Origin of the sequence: Pseudoalteromonas sp. Scap25 (assembly GCF_013394125.1) — a bacterium.
GTDB lineage: Bacteria > Pseudomonadota > Gammaproteobacteria > Enterobacterales > Alteromonadaceae > Pseudoalteromonas.
The window spans coordinates 1324276-1347753 of the sequence record NZ_CP041327.1 but is presented as its reverse complement, the minus strand read 5'-3'; the positions used below and the strand labels follow the sequence as shown (position 1 = coordinate 1347753).

At 40.1% G+C, this 23478-nt stretch carries 18 protein-coding genes; 11 read left to right on the top strand and 7 right to left on the bottom strand.

What is annotated here, in order from left to right; genetic code table 11:
- Positions 1-35: 35 nt before the first annotated feature.
- Entirely contained in the window at positions 36-722 is a 687-nt protein-coding gene (locus FLM54_RS06195) for a GntR family transcriptional regulator (RefSeq protein ID WP_178955737.1), read from the top strand.
- A 52-nt stretch (positions 723-774) separates the two neighbouring features.
- On the opposite strand, the gene phnW is transcribed toward FLM54_RS06195, so the two are convergent.
- From phnW to FLM54_RS06175, 4 genes are all read right to left on the bottom strand, one after another.
- Positions 775-1872 carry a 2-aminoethylphosphonate--pyruvate transaminase gene (gene phnW, locus FLM54_RS06190; RefSeq protein ID WP_198522997.1) on the bottom strand — a complete coding sequence of 366 codons (1098 nt, stop codon included), beginning with the start codon at positions 1870-1872 and terminating at the stop codon, positions 775-777.
- A gap of 155 nt (positions 1873-2027) precedes the next feature.
- The gene (locus FLM54_RS06185; RefSeq protein ID WP_178955735.1) at positions 2028-5060 is read right to left on the bottom strand and encodes a TonB-dependent siderophore receptor; all 3033 of its coding nucleotides are present in this window, start codon (positions 5058-5060) and stop codon (positions 2028-2030) included.
- Between the two features lie 9 nt (positions 5061-5069).
- Complete coding sequence (locus FLM54_RS06180; RefSeq protein WP_178955733.1) at positions 5070-6146, bottom strand: FecR family protein; 1077 nt, start codon at positions 6144-6146, stop codon at positions 5070-5072.
- Positions 6143-6694 (bottom strand): RNA polymerase sigma factor, encoded by a 552-nt coding sequence (locus FLM54_RS06175; protein ID WP_178955731.1) that lies wholly within the window; start codon positions 6692-6694, stop codon positions 6143-6145. Before FLM54_RS06175 ends, FLM54_RS06180 begins: the two co-directional genes overlap by 4 nt.
- Before the next feature lie 287 nt (positions 6695-6981).
- Between FLM54_RS06175 and FLM54_RS06170 the strand changes: the two genes are divergently transcribed.
- The 6 genes from FLM54_RS06170 (at position 6982) to FLM54_RS06145 (ending at position 14291) form a co-directional block, all read left to right on the top strand.
- A complete protein-coding gene (locus FLM54_RS06170) occupies positions 6982-7584 on the top strand; it encodes a PilZ domain-containing protein (RefSeq protein WP_010389613.1) in 603 nt (200 codons plus the stop codon).
- Between the two features lie 120 nt (positions 7585-7704).
- Positions 7705-8760, top strand: a complete 1056-nt coding sequence (locus tag FLM54_RS06165; RefSeq protein WP_178955729.1) for an agmatine/peptidylarginine deiminase — start codon at positions 7705-7707, stop codon at positions 8758-8760.
- Positions 8757-9650 (top strand): carbon-nitrogen hydrolase, encoded by an 894-nt coding sequence (locus FLM54_RS06160; RefSeq protein ID WP_178955727.1) that lies wholly within the window; start codon positions 8757-8759, stop codon positions 9648-9650. The genes FLM54_RS06165 and FLM54_RS06160 overlap by 4 nt, the downstream gene beginning before the upstream one ends.
- Positions 9651-9700: 50 nt before the next feature.
- Positions 9701-13174: a transcription-repair coupling factor gene (gene mfd / locus FLM54_RS06155; RefSeq protein ID WP_178955726.1), complete on the top strand. Its 3474-nt coding sequence runs from the start codon at positions 9701-9703 to the stop codon at positions 13172-13174.
- Positions 13174-14010 carry a peptidoglycan binding protein CsiV gene (locus FLM54_RS06150; RefSeq protein WP_178955724.1) on the top strand — a complete coding sequence of 279 codons (837 nt, stop codon included), beginning with the start codon at positions 13174-13176 and terminating at the stop codon, positions 14008-14010. Before mfd ends, FLM54_RS06150 begins: the two co-directional genes overlap by 1 nt.
- Before the next feature lie 26 nt (positions 14011-14036).
- A complete protein-coding gene (locus FLM54_RS06145) occupies positions 14037-14291 on the top strand; it encodes a DUF3862 domain-containing protein (RefSeq protein WP_178955722.1) in 255 nt (84 codons plus the stop codon).
- Between the two features lie 32 nt (positions 14292-14323).
- Here the strand turns inward: FLM54_RS06145 and FLM54_RS06140 are convergent, their stop codons facing one another.
- The 3 genes from FLM54_RS06140 to FLM54_RS06130 all read right to left on the bottom strand — a co-directional run bounded on the left by FLM54_RS06140 (position 14324) and on the right by FLM54_RS06130 (position 19675).
- Positions 14324-15691: a hypothetical protein gene (locus FLM54_RS06140; protein WP_178955720.1), complete on the bottom strand. Its 1368-nt coding sequence runs from the start codon at positions 15689-15691 to the stop codon at positions 14324-14326.
- A gap of 107 nt (positions 15692-15798) precedes the next feature.
- Positions 15799-18516 carry a TonB-dependent receptor gene (locus FLM54_RS06135; protein WP_178955718.1) on the bottom strand — a complete coding sequence of 906 codons (2718 nt, stop codon included), beginning with the start codon at positions 18514-18516 and terminating at the stop codon, positions 15799-15801.
- 730 nt (positions 18517-19246) lie between these two features.
- Positions 19247-19675 (bottom strand): hypothetical protein, encoded by a 429-nt coding sequence (locus tag FLM54_RS06130; protein WP_178955716.1) that lies wholly within the window; start codon positions 19673-19675, stop codon positions 19247-19249.
- 337 nt (positions 19676-20012) lie between these two features.
- Between FLM54_RS06130 and ccoN the strand changes: the two genes are divergently transcribed.
- The 4 genes from ccoN to ccoP are packed head-to-tail and all read left to right on the top strand — an operon-like array spanning position 20013 to position 23356.
- Positions 20013-21446, top strand: coding sequence for a cytochrome-c oxidase, cbb3-type subunit I (gene ccoN / locus FLM54_RS06125; protein ID WP_010389600.1), 1434 nt, complete (start codon positions 20013-20015; stop codon positions 21444-21446).
- 12 nt (positions 21447-21458) lie between these two features.
- Positions 21459-22133, top strand: coding sequence for a cytochrome-c oxidase, cbb3-type subunit II (ccoO, locus tag FLM54_RS06120; protein ID WP_008109817.1), 675 nt, complete (start codon positions 21459-21461; stop codon positions 22131-22133).
- 6 nt (positions 22134-22139) lie between these two features.
- The gene (locus tag FLM54_RS06115; RefSeq protein WP_010389598.1) at positions 22140-22325 is read left to right on the top strand and encodes a cbb3-type cytochrome oxidase subunit 3; all 186 of its coding nucleotides are present in this window, start codon (positions 22140-22142) and stop codon (positions 22323-22325) included.
- A complete protein-coding gene (gene ccoP / locus FLM54_RS06110) occupies positions 22322-23356 on the top strand; it encodes a cytochrome-c oxidase, cbb3-type subunit III (RefSeq protein ID WP_178955714.1) in 1035 nt (344 codons plus the stop codon). Before FLM54_RS06115 ends, ccoP begins: the two co-directional genes overlap by 4 nt.
- The last annotated feature ends 122 nt before the right edge of the window (positions 23357-23478 follow it).

Genomic DNA, 23478 nt, shown 5'->3' with positions numbered 1-23478 from the left:
TAAGCTACTATATTTTTAGGATAAATAATCAAACGATGCTTTTATATCAAGAGATCCGTAATTATATTCATGCGCTACTAAAAACCGACGTGATTGCAGCGGGTCATAAGTTGCCTTCAGAGCGAGAATTACAACAAAAGTTTAGTTCTACCCGAATTACTGTACGCGAAGCGCTTCTGAGGTTGGAAGCTGAAGGCCTAATATTCAGTCAAAAACGTAAAGGCTGGTTTGTCACCCCAAAAAGATTAAAGTGGCACCCTGCTACTAAAGTCAATTTTTATGAATTGGCAAAACAACAAGGGTTTGTTGCACAAACGACACTCGTGAGTGTACAACAGCAGGCAAAGCTTGAAATTTGCCGAGCGTTAGATGCCCAAAAGCTTTATCATCTTCAACGTATACGTAGTCTAGATAATCGCGCCGTAATGTTTGAGCATATTTATTGTGATGCTAAACGCTTTGCTGATTTTCACTCACACCCCTTAGATACCTCTATCACCGATATTATGGCAAAACAGTACGCAACGAATATCGTTAAAGAGCAAAGCATAATAAATGTCACGGTATTACCTGATGAAGTGAGTCATCTACTTGAAAAAAATAGCGGTACACCCTGCTTACACGTTATTCGAAAGCGATTTGATGAGCATGGTTTGTTAGTTGATTATAACATTGAGTACTGGTTGCATAATGCCATTGAAATGGTGGTTGATGGCCAATAAAAAAGCGGTGTTTAATGAAAATTAAGCACCGCTTGCACGGGTGAAATTAGCTTTAAGCTTTCCAATATTGGTTTTTTGCCACAGCATCAAGCAAACGCTGTATATCGGCCTCATCTACTTCACCAATATTACCTATGCGAAAGCAATCGGCGTTAGAAACTTTACCAGGGTAAATAACAAAACCTTCTTGCTTTAACGCACTATAAAAAGATTTAAAATCATAATGCTCTTCGCTAGGCGACAAGAATGAGGTAATGATGGGGGAATGAACTTCCTCATTCAGTAAAGGTACAAACCCTAACGCTTTCATACCAGCTACCAAAGTCTTTTGGTTTTGCGAGTAACGCTTAAAGCGCTCTGCTATTCCTCCTTCCTCATCTAACTCTTGCAGGGCTTGATAAAATGCACGCACAACATGAGTTGGCGAGGTAAAACGCCATTTACCATGGTGTTGCTCCATACATAACCATTGCTGATATAAATCCAACGACAAGGAGCGCGCAATACCTTCACTTTGCTCAATAATACTTTGCTTACACACCACAAAGCCAAAGCCAGGGACACCTTGAATGCATTTATTTGCAGAGCTGATCATTACATCTATATGCCACTGTGCAAGGTCGAACTCAATACCGCCAAAACTGCTCATAGCATCAACAATAAATACCTTTTGATACTTTTTAGCTAGTGAGCCAACCTCTTCAATAGGATTGAGTATACCTGTGGTCGTTTCACAATGGACCATTGCAATGTGAGTAATACCTGAATTATTTTTTAAAACAGTATCAATCTCATTAAGGTTTGGCAGTGCCGTTTCTGTATAATTTAAAACATGACAGTCAATTGCTAAATAGTCGGCAATTTCAGCAATACGCTTCCCGTATGCCCCATTATTAATAACAAGTAACTTACCCGTTTTTGGAATAAGACTGCCAAGCGCTGACTCTACACTGGCAGTGCCACTGCCTTGCATTAATACACTAGTATAATTAGGTTGTGATGTCGCAAGCGATACTAATTTATTACGTATTGTTTGCACTATGTCGCGATTATAATCATCATCCCAAGTACACCAGTCTTTAAGCATCGCCTGCTTAACAGTATTAGAGGTCGTTAATGGGCCGGGCGTTAATAGCAAATAATTGTTCATAATTTATTTCACTCAATCTGGTCTAGTCCAGTTATTATTAAAGATTTCATAAACTAAAAACAGTGAAGTTTTTATGACACTATAAACACTTTAACTATAAAAACGATAAAAGGGCCTTACGGCCCTTTGGTTGTTAAATAACAATAGGAGAGTTATTAAAAGCGGTACTCTGCACCTACGTAGTAGTAAGCACCGTTAAAACCAAATGGCGCTGAACGACGTGAGTACTTAAATACACCATCGCTGCTGACAATGGTGTTACCTTGAGCATCTACAATTGTGCCTGAACGTGAATTACCTATGGTGTTTTCATCTGGGTAAACATCAAATAAGTTATTTGCGCCAATATTTACTGATAAATCGTCAGTCACAAAGTAATTTACTTTGATGTCAGTTAAAATTTCAGCACCATAAGTCTGGCGGCCGCCATCTTCCACTGTGTATTCACCAAAGCGATTAAGCGATAGGTTTACTGTCCAGTCGTCGCGACGATAAAGTGCACTTAAGTTAATTCGATCTTCTGGTTGCCATTCTTCAATAATAGAAATTTCTTGATCAGAAAACACATCATCGACTGGCACGGTTTCAAGACCAGAACCTGCTGGTGTAAATAACGACACTACATCGGTTTCTGTAAAGTTAGCCGCTAGCGTGAAATCAAGCGTGCCGCCAAGGCCTTCTGTATTCCATGTAGCCACAAAGTCGATACCTTGTGTCTCAGTGTCAGCGCCATTTAAGAAAAACTGCCCTGCACCTGCACCCGAGCTTAATAACGCGGCATCAAGGCTGCTTGATAAGCCTTTACCTAAGCGATTACTGATTACAATACGGTCGTCAATATCGATTGAGTAGTAATCTAAGGTTACATTAATATTATCGCTTACGTTATAAACGATACCTAAACTGCGGTTTTGAGATTTCTCTTCTGTGAGCTTAGGAATACCTAAACTTTGCGCAAGGGTTGAATCGTTTCTAAAGGTCCCTACTTCTTCAGCCACTAAATTGCCATTAGGGCCTACAACAAACTGTGTGCTGATGTTGTTAAAATACAACTGTTGCATTGAAGGTGCTCTAAAGCCTGAGCTTAGCGCACCACGAAGTGAAATATCTTCAGTTACTGACCAGTTACCGGCTAGTTTAAAGTTAACTGTATCGCCAAACCCTTTGTAATTGTCGTAACGTAACGCCCCTGAGATAATTACATCTTCAATAACGTAAGCTTCAGCATCTAAGTAAAATGAGATCACATCACGCGACTCATCAACCGAAGATGCTGGCGATGAACCACCAAAGCCTTGTGTGCCACCGGATGCGTTTTCGCTGCCAATACCACCGCTTAGTCCATCGTAAATATTAACACCATTGTTGGTATCGTAATCACGATATGCATATTCACTACCCTCTAAAATTCGGTACTCATCGGTACGAATTTCAGCACCCATTGCTAACGAGTAGTCATCAAAATTTTGAGTAAAATCAAGATTGATCGTTTGCAGTGATAGCTCCATGCCATAAGCGTAACCTTGACGTGGAATCGTGGCGCGAATATCTGCTGCACTTAGGCCTTGATCATAACGTAAAAAATTCGCGTAAGAGCCATTAATAGTATCGCTAGTCGTGTAGTCAATACTGTTTTCACCATAGGTGTACGATAAGTCTAAGCTTGAGTCGTTATCAAATTCAGTTTTATAACCAAAGTTATATGAAATATCGTCAATCGTGGTGTTTATTTTAGGTAAAAAACCAGCTGGGATAGTTGCATCGCCATCTTGAAGTACCGGGTTACCACCTGCATTAGCATTATGGCGGAAAAATGCTGCTGATTCGTTATCACGAGTTGAATAGGTAATAAAACCGTATAGTTCACCCGCTCCTAATTCGTAGCCGGTGTTAACTGTTAAACCAAATTGTTGAGAATCAGCATCGCCAATTCTGAATGTATCACGCGGTGCGGTTAATTCGCGTGGATCACCTGCAAGCAAGGTACCATCAGAAAGTTCAGTACAGCCATAGAACTGACATGAGCCATGAAGGCCTGCACGGTTAGTTGGTGCACGATCACGGTAGTTAATAGTTGTATTTAAATAACCGTTATCACCTAAAGCAAAGCCTTTATTAAAGTCAATATTAATGGTTTCGCCATCGCCTTCTGAATACTCACCGTAGTTAACGGCCGCTTTACCACCTTCGCTGCCATCTTTTAGCACGATATTAATAACACCGGCAATTGCATCCGAACCATATTGAGCTGCAGCGCCATCGCGAAGCACTTCAATACGTTTAATTGCTGAGGCTGGAATCGCATTCATGTCAGTACCCGCAGTACCACGACCAACCGAGGTATTAATATGAATAATACTTGCTTGGTGGCGACGCTTACCATTGATCAATACCAATGTTTGGTCAGGGCCAAGGCCACGTAACGTTGCAGGTCTTAATGCATCAGTACCATCACTAATAGATGAACTTGAAAAGTTAAAAGAAGGTGCGATAGCTTGAAGCATGCGGCCAACTTCTGTTTGGCCGGTGTTTTCGAGTGCTTCTGCACTTAAAATATCAACGGGGACAGGTAAGTCTTCAACTGAACGTCCTGCGACACGACTACCTACAATAGCAATTTTTTCGATGTTTTTTTCTGCGCTTTGTTCAGCGGCATTTATTCCTTGTGAATTAACTGCAAGTAAAGCAGGTAATACGGCAGCACTAACTCCTGAAAGCTTCATCATGTTGTTATTCTTCCTATTGATTTGTTTGAGTTTAATACTCAGTAAACCATTTTGATCAACAACCGCATCGAGCTCAGTCTCAGCTAACAATGCGTTTAACGCATCGAGTTGAGAATAAAATCCATATAATGAATTTGCCTCGTACTGTTTAGCAAGCTCATACGAAAAAACCACTGTTTGTTCAGTTTGCTTAGCAAATTCTATTAAGGCTTTGTCTGCTCGTTGCGCTTTTATATCAAACTGCATCATTTGTCCCTCAGTTTGACTCGCATGCACACTGATACTAAAAAACAGCGGTGCAACGAGTCCCAGCGGACTTAAATAACACGTATGGTTACTGCGCAACTTATATAAACAGTTAGCAAACAAAAATCCTCTATAGGTTTTTATCATTTTTTTAATCTTTAAATTACTTTTTACACCCTTATGAGTAACATTGATTAACAATGGCGTGATTTTCATTACCATTACCTATGATTTTTTTTGATATTTTAAACTAACAACATGCTCGCCTAAACGCTCATGTTCAATTGAAAAGTTATTTTGTAGGCTCTCTAAAAGCCCTGCAACATCACCCGCTTTAAAAACGCCTGCCACTTTAATACGCGCTAATTCATCAGATGATAATTCAAACCGAGTGGCGGTATAACGGCTAACCTCGTTTAAGGCATCAACTAACTTTTCGCCATTAAATATCAACATGCCATTTTGCCAAGCTAAATCACGTTGTACATCATCAACCGATAACTGTGTGATTGGTTTGGTAACGCTTTGTTCAATAATGGCTTTTTCACCAGAAATCACAATGTTGGCATTGATTTGGCGAATATCTTGGTTGCTGTTATCAGCTTGTTGATACGCTTTAAAATCGTCAGCATTAACAGCAACACTAGGGTCGGTGATCATTACTTTACCTTCAGTAACTACCAATTCAAGATCAGATGAGGTATTGCGCTGCACGTTGAATACTGTACCAAGCGCGGTAAAGCTTTTATCCCCCGCCATAACACTAAACGGGCGTGATGCATCTTTAGCTACATTAAAACGCCCTTCTCCACGACTTAGTAATAACTGTCTGCGTCCTTGGCTATAAGCGACTTCTAGTGAACTATTGGTATTAAGCTGAACTATGGTGCCATCTGGTAAAACATAGGTTGCTTGCTCGCCAACCTTTGTTTTATAAATTTTTGTGTAATTTACTTTAGCGAGATCTTGGTTAAAGTTGCTCTGCATGTTTAGCAAAAAGTAGCTACACATCATTAAGGCTGCAACAACACTTGCCGCAATACCGTATACATAAGCAGGCTTGGTTTGAATGCCAGCTGAGTGCTTATTAGGAAATAATACGCTGAGCTCGTTAAGCACACTTAAGTCATCCCACAGTTGTGCTAATTCATATACCGCATTCTGATGAGCCGTGCTTTGTAGCATCCACAGTTTAAATTGCTCTTGCTCTTGTGTACTTAAGCCACGATCAATCGCGCTTATCCATTGCGATGCTTTTTCTAAGATTAACTCTTTTGATGTAAATTGATGGATGTTACTCATTTTACAGCCCTCACTATGCTCGCACTTTGTTGGCAATTCTCATCGTGCGCTTCGTCGCGCATATATAGCATGGTGTTTAGTAGCCCTTTAGCAATGTGCTTTTCTACCGTACTTTGACTTAGCTGCATTTGCTGTGCGATCTCTTTTTGGCTCATCCCATATACTTTTTTTAATATAAAACATTTTCTCACTACAGGGCTTAGCTGCTCAGTAGCACGACAAAATAGTAAAAAACGCTCTTTGGAGGTATATTCATCTTCTAATTGCATCGATTTTAGCAATTTAGGAAGTTCAGTTTCGTGATTTAAAGGAGTACTAAATTTATTATCCCATTTAGCTATATGATTTAGGGCGAGATGTTTAGCTGTTTTCAACATATAACTGCGGGTGTATTGAATATCTTGTTTTAGCTCTGCTTCATAACTTTTAACAAAGGTTTCTTGAACAATATCATCAACATCGTCAGGTAACACAATTTTAGACACAAAGCGCCGCAGTTGCGTGGATATATCTGAGAATGTACTGGCTAATTTAATTCCTCGAGCCACGTGGGTAGTCCCTTGTTATTATTATTACGGTAAGATTACGAGTTTTATGGTTAATTACAAGGCATTTTGTTAATTATTGGTTATTTATTAGTTGCGAATATACGCACTCAGTATAAATGTATTAATATTTATTATGTTCTTAATCATTATGGCTGTATAAAAAGTAGCACCCCTAGCGTTTTTATAGTGAAGCCAAACCCTTATTTAGCTTAATTTTTATTGGGTTGCTGTGTAGTAATTTAATAACCGCAACGCTACTATTAACGGATAGAGGCTAGGAGTTAAAAATGAATAATCAAAAATTAGCTGATTTTGAGCTTTACTTTCAAATTGAAGAGAGCAATCGCGTCAATCTATTTGCCGTAGATGACGCAGTGGTACCAAAAAGTTTGGCTGAACTAGACGCAGATATTCCGCCTTTATTTAAACTTGCTAACGAAGTCAGTAGTTTAGATCAAAGTGCTTTGGGTCCTTTACGTAACTTAGGAGATATTGCCCAAGAACTGACGACGTTTTTACAAGCCCAGTCGCGTAAGATAGATTTGATCATGAGCCATATTTTAGCTTCAGAACAACCTGAAGATAACTCAATTTATTGCGATAGTTATGGCGGCGGCGGAATTAAGTTTACCAGTGAACATTTGTACACATTAGGTCAGAAATTTCGTACCAAACTGTTTTTACAGCATGAAGCCTCTGCGGTGTATTGTTATAGCGAAGTTGTTGCTATAGAAAAACAAGACAATGAGCATTACCAGTATACCCTGCTATTCGTATCAATAAGAGACAGTGATCAAGAGTTGGTTGTTAGAGCCAGTTTACATGCACAAACACGCCAACTTAAAAAGCGCCAACAACTTGAAAAAGCGAAAGAGAGTTCAAACGAGTAACACGAGTGTTTATTTACTGGTTTAAATCGCTTTAAATTGTAGTTCAAACGTTTATTTAAAAGTGACTTAGCTGTAATTGAACTGCTAAACTAGCCCCATCTTTATTTGTATTAAAAATCCATGAACTTTAGACTTTTACCTGAATGGGCCGAGCAAGATGCTGTTATGCTTACATGGCCTCATAAAAATACCGATTGGGCTGATAATTTAGCGCGTGTTGAACCCGTTTATATTGAACTTGCAAAACATATTACCGCGCAACAAGCCTTAGTGATTGTAGCTCATGATGAGGCATTAAAAACCCACATTAGTTCGTTACTAAATGATGCTGGTATTGAGCAAACCCGTGTATATTTTGTTGTTACTCCTACTAACGACACGTGGGCGCGTGACCATGGCCCACTTACGTGCAGCGCTATAGAAAAGCCAGATCAATTAAAAGTCTTCGACTTTACCTTTAATGGCTGGGGTAATAAGTTTGAAAGCGCCCTTGATAATCAAATAAACAACACATTAGTTAAACAGCTAAGTAATACAAGTAACCAGTATCAGGCCCTCGATATGGTGCTTGAAGGCGGTGGTATTGAAATTAATGAACACGGTGTATTGCTGACAACCAGCGAATGTTTACTGAATAAAAACCGTAACCCTGATTTAAACCCAAGTGACATAGAAGTACTTTTAAAAGCGCACTTAGGCGCTACTGATTTTTTATGGGTTGATCATGGTTATTTAGCCGGTGACGACACCGATAGCCACATTGATACGCTCGTTCGCTTTGCACCTAACAACACCCTTGTGTATGTAAAATGTGACGATAAAAGCGATGAGCATTTTAGCGCGCTAGATGCCATGGAAAAACAACTACAAAGCTTTAAAACTGCTGATCAAACCCCATATAAGCTAATTGAGTTACCGTGGCCAAAAGCCGTGTATGACGATGAAAATACGCGTCTACCTGCCACCTATGCAAATTACTTAATTATAAATAACGCAGTATTAGTGCCTATTTATGATGACGTAAACGACCAACGTGCTTTAACACAGGTTCAAAAAGCATACCCAGAGCACAAAATTATTGGTGTAAATTGTTTACCTATTATTGAACAATTTGGCAGTCTTCACTGCATTACAATGCAATTACCTCGTGGATTTTTAGCTGGAGCAGCACAATGACAAGCCCTGCACATTTATCAGTTGCCTTAGTGCAACAAAGCAACAGTGACAACGCTGGACATAATATTGAAAAATCAATTGCGGGCATTCGCGATGCAGCTAGTAAAGGCGCGCAACTTGTTGTATTACAAGAGTTACACCGCAGTTTATATTTTTGCCAAACCGAAGACGTTGATGTATTTGATTTAGCAGAAACAATACCAGGCCCAAGTAGCAACACTTTAGGCGAACTCGCCAAAGAACTCGGTATTGTTATTGTGGCTTCATTATTTGAGAAACGTGCTACGGGTCTTTATCACAATACCGCCGTGGTGCTTGAAAAAGACGGCAGTATTGCAGGTAAATACCGTAAAATGCATATTCCAGACGACCCTGGGTTTTATGAAAAGTTTTACTTTACCCCTGGGGACTTAGGCTTTGAGCCTATTCAAACCTCTGTAGGTAAACTAGGTGTACTGGTGTGTTGGGATCAATGGTTTCCTGAAGCCGCGCGCTTAATGGCAATGGCCGGTGCTGAGCTTTTAATTTACCCAACAGCTATTGGCTGGGATCCACGCGATGATAAAGATGAGCAAACCCGCCAAAAAGATGCTTGGGTTATTTCACAGCGAGCGCATGCGGTTGCTAATGGCGTTCCGGTGATTAGCTGTAATCGGGTTGGTCATGAAAGCGACCCGAGCGGTCAAAGTGACGGCATTCAATTTTGGGGCAACTCGTTTATTGCAGGCCCTCAAGGCGAGATTTTGGCAGAGGCTGATAACCAAAATGAACAAATATTAATGGTAAAACTTGATCAAAAACGCAGTGAGAACGTAAGACGTATCTGGCCGTATTTACGCGACCGTAGAATTGATCATTATCAAGATTTAACAAAAATTTACCGTGACTAAATAATAATGTGGTTCTTACTCGTTAAGAGCCTAATTTAATGGAGTAATTAATGGCGTTTGAGCAATGGGCAGCCTTGCCTTGGGTAAAATCTCAAAAAGATAAAATTCAATGGGGCGAACTTCTAGGCAGTGGCTTAAGCATTGCTATTGCACAAGGTGTTAAGCAGCAAGACAACTTAGTGTTAATTGTTACCCCTGATACCCCAAGTGCTCTGCGCCTTGAAACAGAATTAGAGTACTTGCTGCCTGATAACCCAGTAATGGTTTTTCCAGATTGGGAAACATTGCCTTATGATCACTTCTCTCCCCACCAAGATATTATTTCAGCACGTTTAGCAACACTCAATACACTGAAAAAAGAGCAACAAAGCGTGCTCATTGTTCCGGTATCAACCTTGATGCTGCGCACCGCCCCAGCATCATTTATATACGGCTCAACGCTGAATTTTAAAGTAGGCGATAGATTAGACACCCATGCTCTGCGGGACAATTTAGAGCAAGCGGGTTACTTACATGTGCAACAAGTCATGGAGCATGGCGAGTACGCTATACGCGGCTCAATTGTTGATTTATACCCCATGGGGAGTAAGCATCCATTTAGGCTCGACTTTTTTGATGATGAGCTTGATACCATCCGTTTATTTGATGTGGAAACTCAGCGCTCAGACGATAAAGTAGAAAAAATTGAGCTACTACCTGCTCATGAGTTTCCTACTAACGAATCAGATATTGAACGTTTCAGAATAAGCTATCGTGAAAAATTTGGCGCAAGTGCTGAGCAAGACTCTGTCTACATGCAGGTCAGCAAAGGCAATTGGCCAGCAGGTATAGAATATTACATGCCGCTGTTTTTTGAAGGCTTAGCAACCATTTTCGACTACTTGCCTGACTCAACAACCGTCATGCAATTAGGAGATTTAGAGCATGCAGCAGATAACTTTTGGCACGATGTTAATGTACGCTATGAGAACCGCCGTGTAGATCCTCTACGCCCACTATTACCACCCGATGAGTTATATCAGCCAATTAATGAGCTGTTTTCTAATTTAGGCAATTATGGCCGCATTCGTCTATCGCAAGCAAAGTTAGGCACAAAAGCGGGCAATAAAAATCTCGCAGTTAATGAATTGCCCAATGTACGCATCGATCATAAACAACATCAACCCTACGATGCATTTATTAACTATGTAGCTGAGCAAAAAAAGAAAAAAGGCCGAGTGGTTATTAGTGTTGAGTCGGACGGTCGACGCGAATCATTACTGAGTATATTAAAACCCAGCGGCTTAAAATTTAAAGAATTTGATAGCTTTGAGCAGTTTACCAACAGCAGTAATGACGTTGGTTTAATTGTCAGTCCGCTTGAGCAAAGTGTGGTGCTTAGTACTAAACCAAGCTTGAGCATTATTACCGAGCAAGAATTGCTTGGGATCAAAGTATCACAACGCAGACGCCGTAAGCACAAGTATGAAGCAAGCCAAGACGCGTTAATTCGTAACTTAGCAGAGCTTAAAGAAGGACAACCGGTTGTGCACCTTGACCATGGTGTGGGCCGTTATCAAGGGCTGCAAACGATTGATGCCGCCGGTGTGGTGACTGAATTTGTGACCATTACTTATGCAGGTGAAGCAAAACTGTATGTGCCGGTATCGGCACTTCATATGCTTAGTCGTTACTCTGGGGGTGAAGAGGCCAGTGCGCCACTGCATAAGCTCGGCTCTGATGCCTGGGATAAAGCAAAAAAACGCGCCGCTGAAAAAGTCCGTGATGTGGCTGCTGAGTTACTCGATATTTACGCACAACGCCAGGCTAAGCCTGGTAATAAGTTTACGCTTGATGGCCAAGCTTATCGCCAATTTAGTGATAGCTTTCCGTTTGAAGAAACAGATGATCAACGTAACGCCATTGAAGCGGTACTTGGTGACATGCAGTCAAAACAAGCCATGGATCGTTTAGTATGTGGTGATGTTGGTTTTGGTAAAACCGAAGTAGCTATGCGGGCAGCCTTTGTAGCGGTTAACGATAATAAGCAGGTGGCTATTTTAGTCCCTACCACCCTACTTGCTCAACAACACTACGATAATTTTAAAGACCGCTTTGCTGATTTTCCAATTGAAGTGGGGGTGCTATCGCGTTTTAATTCGGCCAAAGAGCAAAAAGAAACCCTTGAAAGAATGAATGATGGCAAGCTAGATGTGGTTATTGGCACTCATAAATTGATTCAACAAGATATCAACTTTAAAGATTTAGGCCTGTTAATTGTTGATGAAGAACACCGATTTGGGGTTCGTCAAAAAGAAAAAATTAAAGCTCTGAGAGCTGATGTAGACATACTCACTCTGACCGCAACCCCTATTCCGCGTACATTAAACATGGCGATGAGTGGCATGCGTGATTTATCAATTATTGCCACTCCACCGGCTAAACGTTTAGCGGTTAAAACCTTTGTACGCCAACGCGACGAAGAGCTTATTCGCGAAGCGGTACTACGTGAAATTAAACGTGGCGGCCAAGTATACTTTTTACATAACAACGTAGAAACCATTGAACGTGTCGCTCAAGAAATTAGCGAATGGGTGCCTGAGGCAACAGTAACCTCTGCACATGGTCAAATGCGAGAGCAAGAGCTAGAGCAAATAATGACCGATTTTTATCATCAAAAATACAATGTCCTTGTGTGTACCACGATTATTGAAACCGGTATTGATGTGCCCACAGCAAACACCATAATTATGGATAGAGCCGATAAACTTGGTCTTGCTCAGCTACACCAATTGCGCGGACGTGTAGGTAGAAGCCATCATCAAGCCTATGCTTACTTACTTACCGGTAACCCTAAGGCACTCTCTAAAGATGCGAAAAAACGTTTAGATGCGATTGCATCATTGGAAGATTTAGGTGCAGGCTTTGCCTTAGCAACTCATGATTTAGAAATTCGTGGTGCGGGTGAGCTATTAGGCGATGATCAATCAGGGCAAATGCAAACCATTGGCTTTAATTTATACATGGAAATGCTTGAGCAAGCCGTTAACGCACTTAAAAATGGTCAAGAGCCAACCCTTGAAAATCTATTACAAAAACAAACAGAAGTAGACTTAAAGTTACCTGCCTTGTTACCTGATGATTATATTCATGATGTTAACGCGCGTTTAGGTATGTACAAGCGAGTAGCAAGTTGTGCTAACCTTGCTGATATTGATGAGCTGCAGGTAGAATTAATAGACCGCTTTGGTTTGTTACCTGATGCAGCTAAAAACTTATTTAGTTTACAACAACTAAAGATGCAAGCGAGTAATTTAGGCATAACTAAAATAGAGGCAAACCCGAAAGGGGGCTACTTTGAGTTTAGTCAAAACACTAAGGTTAATCCTAGCTTCATTATTGGTTTGATACAAAGTGCGCCACATATTTATAAGATGGATGGCGCAAATAAATTACGCTTTGCCATTAGCGAGGCGAATGCCCGTGAACGCTTAAAAATGATCACTGCTATGATTGCAGATTTCAAAAAAAAGGTTAGCCATTAATGTTGCTGAAAAAATCGCTGGTTGTTTTATGCTGCTTGTTTAGTAGTACTGCATTTGCAGAGCGTTGGTTTGAAGTAGAAGTGTTGATATTTAAACAACCCTTTGCCCCATACCTACAAGAAGACTTTAGCTTAAAGCACGACGCCATTGAAGATAAAAACACCTTAGATTTACTAAGCCCTGTTTATAAAAGCCAAGCAATGGACGCATGTATAAACGGCGATCCGCGTTTTCAAAAGCGTACCTTTGCTGACACTCTAGTCAACTCAAACCCTCAGTCAGCAGCGTGTAACGACAGCATTGATTATGTCAAGAGTTACGATGTACTGCCAGTGATCCCTCAAGCACCTGCACAAGAGACGATGGAGCAAACTTACCTGTTAGCCCCTGAGCAGTTGCAGTTTGAATCACAACGTCAAGCCCTAGACCGTAAAGGGTTAACTCCTTTATTACATACTGGGTGGCGATTTGAAGGTGCGAGCAAATCACGTTCGCCTAGCATTCACTTGTTTGCAGGCAGCCAATTAAAAAACAATATGAACACCACGATTAGCTACGCAGATTCTGATTTTATTAGCTTAATAAATACGCCTGAGCCACTGTTTGACGAAGTCCAATCTCCCGAAATGAAATGGGAATTAGATGGCCTATTCAAAATACATTTGCGCCATTACTTATTCATTAATGCACACTTTGATATAAATGAAAGACGTAACAATGGCGATCTAGAGTCAGCCCGCTTTTCACAGTTTAGACGAGTGTTCAGTGAAGACATTCATTATTTTGATCACCCTCGTATAGGGATGATTGTGCAAATTCGAAAATTTAATCATTAACAATACTCATTTCAAAGGAAGTAGCAATGAAGAAACTTTTTATTATTTTTGCAGCACTCAGTCTTGCAGCTTGCTCAAAAGTAAGCTTAGAAAATTACGAAAAGATTAAAATAGGTATGGATAAAACAGAAGTTGAAGCTCTTTTAGGCAGTGCTGATAATTGTGTAGAAAAAACACTGCATACCAGCTGTACTTGGGGTAATGACGCTAAAAATATCGAAATTACCTTAGTATCAGACAAAGTAACGCTATACAGCAAAAAAGGACTAACGGATAAATAGTTTAGTTTAAGTAAAAACAGGAATAACCTGTGTTATTCCTCTTTTTTACTGTCGCTGGTGTAAATCAGCTCTATATTAACAATTTTACTGCGATTTAAAGTGATTTTATAGCGCTGATACAGCGCATTATCAGATTCAGTCTGAACGAGTACCATATTTAATTGGTAGCGTCTTTCAACTCCTTGCTTAGAGATTTTATTATTTTCTAAATGGTAGAGCTTCCCTTCCCCCTTTTTTAAATAACGTGCAAATGGTGCAAGATTAAATTGCAATGTTTGTTGTAAGCTATCGTAGCCTGGCAAAAATTCTTTAGCACTGACCCGCGTTTCACTAGCAAAATGCAGCCATTGCGCCGCCTGTTTATTTTGCTGACGACGCTTAGAGAAAATTTTCCTAACTTCTTTAGGGATTTTTTTAAACCGCGTATATTCTAACCAAATAAACTGACTCGCTACTTTATCTTTTGTAATACTGTTTTTAAAAATAAAGCGCCATTTTGGCCGTCCTCGCACAATAGCACGCCAAATAATACGAGTGATATCCTCTTTAAATATCTCTCTTAACCCGTAAATAACCCCTAAAATCAAAATCAGTGAAGCGGTTATTTCAGTAAAGGTAGAACGTGCATTTAAAATAACCACCATCACAAAAGCCATTATAACGGCTGTTACAGAGCCTTTTACCAAGCGTTTTAAATAACTATTAAGATAACGGGTTTGGCGCTGCAAAATCACACCATGCTCTATTAAACGCTGCAATAGGCGCATTTTATTAGTGATTCTGTTGGCGTCTTTAAGTGTTGAGTCAGAATTATATTGTTGCTCTGCTCGGTAGTCACTTTCTGACTTACAAAAGTTTAATAAGTCATTTCGCTCTTTTGCGTGATCGCTACTGCGCGGCCCTTCATCAAGCAGCTTTAAAAAAGTTTGTTCAATTTGCCAACTTAGGTAATTATCAGCATTGGTATAAAACGGGATCAGCTTTTCGTTATCTGGGGTGTAACGTCTGAGTTTTCTGAGTAAGCTTTGGCTTTGCTCGCAAAGCTCCATGGCCCGTTGATAAAATTCATCGCTTTCTTGAATTTTTAACGCATCTTTAATATCAGCATCAATGGCGAGACGTACTTGATAACAATATAAATTTAAATTTTGTCGGTAGTCTTGCTGCTCACCTTTGTTTTTACTCACAAAGCGGCTTCGCACTAATGGAAGGTGAATGTTATTCGCGTTATAGGCTACAAAAGATTTAAATTGGTTATTAAAGTAAGTCTCTTCGCTGAGTGTTTGTGCATTAATTCCCATTTCATTTGGGATAGAAAAATAAAGATCGAGACGCTGCTCTGCACGCGGTGATAATTGCGGTTCAATAACAAACGATAAGTTTTCGTCTTGCTTTAACAATGGTGCCTCCTAATTTTACTTACCTGAGTTTACGTGCCTCTTTAATTTTGTTCAACAAAAAAGGCCTAGTAAAAACTAGGCCTTTTAGTGATTCTAATTAGTTAAAATTAGAATTTAACGTTTACGTTTGCAAAGAAACGACGACCTAGTACATCGTATGTGTACGGGTCAGTGTTTGAATCATTGTTACCAGTGTAGTAAGGAGGCTGTTTATCGAACAAGTTGTTTACACCTGCAGTAAGAGAAACTGTATCATTTACTAGGTAGCTACCACTTAGGTCACTATAGATAACTGATGGTGTTGTAGGTGCATAACACGTGTCTTTATTTAGACATGCGTAGCTATCCATACCCGCGATGTAACGCATTTGGTATTGTGCATCCCAGTTATCGCCAGACACATTAATGGTTAGGTTTGACTTAAGATCTGCGTAACCACCTGAACCAGATGTTACTAACCCTGCGTAATCAACAGGAGAACCAGTTACTTCTACAACATATTCATCTAAGTAAGTTGTATCTAAGCCCGCTTTCCAGTTAAGACCTACTGCTTCAAAGCTGTATGCAAGATTTAAATCAACACCCGATGTCTTTTCAGAACCAATGTTTTGTAATTGGTTGTTAAAAGTAATACGACCCGTAGAGTCTAGATTTACATTTGCTGACTGACATAGTGCAGAACCTGCATTAGTGTCTACAGCTAAACACTGATCAACAATGTATTGATTGTCTACAGTTGCAATTGCGTTTTCAATTTCAATTGAGTAGTAATCAAGTGTCATTGAGAAACCATCAAACCACTGCGGTTCATACACGATACCCGCAGTAAATGTATCAGCTTCTTCTGGTGTTAATGCATCATTACCACCAACAGTTACTTCAGCCTGCTCTTGTGCACCAGGGAATTCAACTTGATTAAATGATGGAGAGTTACCTGAGTATAATTCTGAAACCGTTGGAGCACGGAAAGCCGTTGAAACAACGCTGCGTAGCATTAATTCATCATTTGCTTTCCATGTTAAACCTAATTTCCATGTATTATCAGAACCAAACGTGCTGTAGTCGAATGCACGAATAGCGGCACTAAGCTCTACATTTTGCGCAAATGGTGCATCTGTTAGTAGTGGAAGCGCAAATTCAACATAGGCTTCGTTTACATCAAAGCCACCTGCTGTTGGTTCAACCATAGGGTCATTTGCAAGGCCTTGCGCAGTTAGTGAATCTGGTGTGAACCACGCTTTTTCTTGACGACGCTCTACACCCGCAGCAAATGCTGCATAACCTGCAGGTAATTCAAATAACTCGCCAGAAACAGATGCCGCGATAATGAATAACTGGCTGCCACCATTATTTACTTCTGTGTATACATTTTTACGGAAATCTTCTGAAGTCCAAGCAGACTGATCTAACGGGTTAAATGTGCCCTCAACTTCGCCATCTACGGTACGTAAAATACTATCGCCGATCGCACCCATGTTGTGTAAGTTACTTAACTTATCAACCGAATCGTTACGGCCGAAGTTCGCTGAAACGTCCCAAGAGTAATCGCCTACAAAACCTTCAGCACCAACAACGGCGCGAACAGTGTCAACTGACTGTTCAAAAATACGTGGACCAGTATCAGACATACGGCGACCGTAGAAAAGATCATCACCGTACGCATAGTTTGCAGATTCAGTAATGTATTTACCATCAGCATCTACATCTGCGTAACCATCACCGTTACGGTCTACTTTACTTGTGTATGATTGACCAAGAAGTGAGTCACCCATTGATTCATCATATTTAAAACCAAACCATACAGGTTGTGGTGCCATTTGCTGCTCTGACCAACGCTTGGTGTAAGTGAACTCAGCGAATAAACTTGTATCATCACTAATTTCGTAAGTTGCAATACCCGTTAAATTTAAACGCTCCATTGGCGTGTATAAGTAACTTGTTGGTGAAAAGTTGTAACGATCAGCATCAGTAAATGGGTGTAGACCACCTTGACCACTTAAACCGTTGTCGCCTTGTGCCAAGCCAACGCTAACTTCTTCGCCTTTATCGTTTAATGCTGTTGTAGTACTGTCTTGCCAAATGTGACCACCCTCAGCATAAACAGAACCACCGTTACAGTTTAACCCGTTTGCATCTTCTGCGATTGGGCAATCTGAAAAGCCACGATCTGCTTGTGATGCTTTACCACGATCTGTGTACTGCATGCCGATAACGATATTACCTTTATCGAAAGAGCTACCCACAGTGAAATCTATAGAGTTTTCTGTTGCATCGCCTTCACCGGTAATTGCAGAATTTACGTTCATGTCTAGGCCTTCAAAATTATCTTTTAAGATAATATTGACTACGCCTGCTACCGCATCAGTACCGTATACAGCAGATGCACCATCTTTAAGTACTTCTACTTGTTTGATCATCGAAACCGGAATAGTGTTTAAATCAACCGTTGATGCTGCACCAGTACCTGATGCAATCATACGACGACCATTAACAAGTACTAATGTACGGTTAGCACCTAAGCCACGTAAATCGATACGTGCGTTGCCACCCGAACCATTATTAATACCTGGGTTGGTCATTGCACCGCCCGTAGCGGTCATTTTTTGTAAAACACTATCAATACTTGTTGCACCCATAGCTTGAATGTCATCAGCACCGATAAGTGTAACTGGGCTTGCGTTTTCCATGTCTGAACGCTTGATACGAGAACCCGTTACTTGAATTTTTTCAATTGACTTTACTGCTTCGTCTGCAGCTAAAACTTGAACACTTGAGAACATTGGGATTGCTGCAATTACAGCTAAACCAAGAGTTGATTTTTTCATGGATGAACCCTACTTGTTGAAATTTACCTAAATTGGTAACGCTCACTTTTATGAGAATTTTGAGTGAGCGGGGGCAACTTAGGCGCCTTTAACTGAACGAAAACTTAACGGAAGATCACTATATAAACAGCCAAAATTAAGGTACCCCATGAAAGGGACAAAGGTTACAGCATGTTTCATTGTTAATTAATAAAAACAGATAAAAGTCATGAACTTAACCAAGCGCAATCACATAAAAAACATAGGTGAAATCAAATATATGGAGTTTGTAATCAAATGTAATTTAATCATTAATGTGCCCTTAATAGGTAAATTAACATGTTAATCACAGCTCATTATTAAAACGGTAAAACTAGGTGTTAATTACTAACCATATTTATGCAAGTAGATTGTTTATTTAGTCTGAATTTTTTTACTAAAAGTTTTAATCGTGCAAATTTTATGTTTATTGAGAGTTTCAATCTAGATCTATACCTATAAAGGAGTAATAGCAAAACGAGGGTGTAATAGAAGAAAAGTATTTTATTGCATATGTTGGTATAGCGCTGATCAGATTTGATCATTGGGTATCATTGCGCTTACAGTCCCAGCGCTTTAACTTAGTAATGAATGTAGCTTTTTTATGCTGAGCATAAAACAGACCCTAACATCGGCTAGGAAAGAAACTATGCCTCAGGAGTGTGTTACACAAAAAATAGTGCGATTATGAATAATTGAAAACTAAAACATTTTAGTAAGTAACATTAAAATAATATTCAACCGTTTGGTTAACCGAAGTGCTTTCATTAACTGCAGTGAGCACTAATTTCCAAACCATATTTTGCTCTGAGCAAATACCAACCATAGTATCGGCTAACCAAATATTATCTTGTTTAGTAAACTGCAATGGAATGTAACCCATATACATAGTTACTCCCTCCAATTTAGCCGCTGTTATTGTTAGATCATTAGGTAAGTGAGCATAAATTGAAAACGGTGTCTCTGGTGATAAGATTTCTTCGCTTAACCAAACCTTAACTTGATTTTCAAAATGACATGGTTTGTTATTTTTACACTCAGTTTGCGATTGGCTTACTTTTGCTGTTGATGTTGATCCAGAAAAGTCACAACCTAGTAAAAATAATAGAAAAGAAAGTAAGCATACTCTATATATATACATGCAGGTTCTCAAATATCTAATGTATGGGCCCAACATTTAGGGCAAGTTGGTTGATTATCGGCTTTAATGAGTGAGTAAGGTACAAATCACCTCAAAAAATAGACAGCAACTCAATAAAGTTTGATTGATGTCATATTATTACGCAATTGACCTATCTTTTTAAGGCCAAAAAATTTATCATTTCAACCGCAAAAAAAACAAGTATTTCTTGAGATTATTATCTTTAACAACCACATATTGTGGGGTTTAGATAGTATACTTTGGAATAATAGTAGGTCCTACTTTAACAAGTAGGTAATTCATTTCTAAACGCATTTATTGCAGCGGAAGCCAGAAAATGAGCCAAACAGTAGCATCACAAACTGAGTACAATTATAAAGTTGTACGCCAATTCGCTATTATGACAGTGATTTGGGGCATCGTTGGCATGGGTATTGGGGTTCTGATTGCTGCCCAACTAGCTTGGCCAGCACTTAACTTTGACACACCATGGTTAACTTACTCTCGACTTCGTCCGTTACACACGAACGCAGTAATTTTCGCATTTGGTACAAGTGCTCTTTTTGCGACGTCTTATTACGTCGTACAACGTACATGTCAAACGCGCCTTCTTTCAGATAAATTAGCCGCCTTCACCTTTTGGGGTTGGCAGTTAGTGATTGTTCTAGCAGCAATTACTCTACCTATGGGTATTTCAAGTTCTAAAGAGTATGCAGAACTTGAGTGGCCTATCGATATCTTAATTGCTGTTGTTTGGGTAACGTACGCTGTTGTATTTATGGGCACTATTGCTAAACGTAAAGTGGCTCATATTTATGTAGCTAACTGGTTCTATGCTGGTTTCATTATTACTGTTGCAGTACTTCATATTGTTAACAGCATGGCTGTTCCAGTCTCACTAACTAAATCATACTCAATTTACGCCGGTGCGGTTGATGCGATGGTTCAGTGGTGGTACGGGCACAATGCTGTAGGTTTTCTTCTTACTGCTGGCTTCTTAGGTATGATGTATTACTTTGTACCAAAGCAAGCGGGTCGTCCAGTTTACTCATACCGTTTATCGGTTGTTCACTTTTGGGCACTTATCTCGCTTTACATTTGGGCAGGTCCTCACCACCTTCACTACACTGCGCTTCCTGATTGGACGCAAAGCTTAGGTATGGTGATGTCTATTATCTTATTCGTGCCGTCTTGGGGTGGTATGATCAACGGTATTATGACACTTTCAGGCGCATGGCATAAGTTACGTACTGACCCGGTACTTCGTTTCTTAGTGGTTTCATTGTCTTTCTACGGTATGTCGACGTTTGAAGGTCCAATGATGGCAATTAAATCTGTAAATGCGTTATCGCACTACACAGATTGGACAGTAGGTCACGTACACTCAGGTGCATTAGGTTGGGTTGCAATGATTTCTATCGGTGCAATTTACCACCTTATTCCAGCGTTATTCTCGCAAGGTCGTATGTACAGCATTAAATTAATCAATACACACTTCTGGTTACACACAGTGGGTGTTGTTTTATACATTGTTGCAATGTGGATTTCAGGTGTAATGCAAGGCCTAATGTGGCGTGCAGTTAACTCTGACGGTACATTAATGTACAGCTTTGTTCAGTCGTTAGAAGCCTCTCATCCTTTCTATGTTATGCGTTTCTTAGGCGGTGTATTCATCGTTACAGGTATGCTGGTTATGGCTTATAACGTTTATCGTACAGTTTCAGCGAAAAATAACTCGCTAGAACTTGATGAACAAGCGCAGTTAGCATAACGGAGTCAGATAATGAGCAATAAAAATTCGCAAAATAAACACGAAATTATCGAGAAAAACATCGGCCTTATGGCCATCTTGACTGTTTTCGCAATCAGCTTTGGTGCATTGGTGGAAATTACTCCGCTAATGTTCCAAGACGACACAACTAAACCCGTTGATGGGTTACGCCCGTTAAATGCGCTTGAGTTTGAAGGTCGTGACATCTATGTGCGTGAAGGTTGTGCTAACTGTCACTCACAAATGATTCGTCCATTTCGTGATGAAGTTGAGCGTTACGGTCACTACTCGGTTGCGGGTGAGTCAGTATGGGATCACCCATTCCTTTGGGGCTCTAAACGTACTGGTCCTGACTTAGCACGTGTAGGTAAACGTTACTCAGATGACTGGCATTATGCGCACTTAGTTGACCCACGTGCAGTGGTTCCTGAGTCGAATATGCCAGGCTTCCCTTGGTTAGCAGAGAACACGCTTGATACAAGCCTGACTCTGAAAAAGCTACAAATTTTCCGTGACACGTTTGCTATTAACCCAGAAAACCCAAAACACCCGGGTTTAGGTTATGGCAGTGACGAGGAATTAATCGCTGACATTGCTAAAGTTGACGCAATGAATGACGGTAAAGGTGCAACAGAAATGCAAGCCCTTATTGCTTATTTGCAACAACTTGGCACACATTTGAAGTAGATTATTATGGACTACGGGACATACAGAGGCATTTTGACTCTGGTAATTTTAGTATTATTTATTGTGATTGTTGGATGGGCATATAGCAAGCGTAGTAAAAGTCGTTTTAAAGACGCTGCTAATGTCATATTTGAAGATGAAAAAAAACACAACAATACACTCTCTAACGAGGAAAAGGGGTCTGAGAAATGACTAGCTTTTGGAGTATATGGGTTATTGTATTAACCCTTGCATGCTTAATCATTATCTTTGGTCTACTAGTTTGGAACTTAAAAAACTATGTAGGTGTAAAAGAAGGTGAAAGCTGTGGACATGAGTTTGACGGCATTGAAGAATTAAACAATCCACTACCAAAATGGTGGACTTACATGTTCTTCGCAACGTTTGTATGGTCTGTTTATTACTTAGCAGCTTACCCAGGTTTAGGTAACTGGGAAGGCTTAGCAAAGTGGACCAGCTCAAATCAAGGTGTTACCTCTTTAACTGAATCGAAAGAAGCAGTGGTAGACGCTCAAGAAAACGGTCGCTTTGTAAAGCTAGATGCAGAATACCGCGCCGCTGAAGAGCGTTTTGGCCCAATTTTCAATGAATTGGCAAAAACCCCTGTTTTAGAATTGGTTGACTCTAAATTAGCGGGTGATGCAGCTCAGCAAATCGCTCTTGAAAATGGCACTAAACATGAACAAACGCAAGGTCAATTAGCAGTTGAAATTGGTCAACGCTTATTTGCTCAAAACTGTGCGCAATGTCATGGCTCTGATGCTCGTGGTGGTACAGGCTTCCCTAACCTAACAGATAACGACTGGTTATATGGTGGTACGCCTGACAAAATCAGAGAAACGTTACTTTTAGGCCGTGTTGCAGCAATGCCTCCTTGGGGTGATGCATTAGGCGAGCAAGGCGTTAAAGAAATGACGGCTTACGTACTTAGCCTATCTGGTCGTACTGTTAACCAAAAAGATGCCGCGGCAGGTAAAGCGAAATTTGCGATGTGTGCAGCTTGTCATGGTGCAGATGGTAAAGGCTCAGTTGCGCATAACCTACCGTTCGGTGCACCTAATCTAACTGATAACATTTGGTTATACGGTGGTTCTCAACGTGCTGTTGAAGAAACACTAAACCACGGCCGTGCTGGTGTAATGCCTGCTTTTAAAGAGATCTTAGGCGAAGACAAAATTCACCTATTAACTGCTTACGTTTATAGCTTATCGCAAGAAAAATAACGATAAAGTTAACAAAACGTTTCAGTTTTAATCTTTTTATTTCAATAGATTAATACAGATCAAAAAAGCCTCCACTCGGAGGCTTTTTTTTAGTCTTTTTCTTTTATTTATTATAATATAGC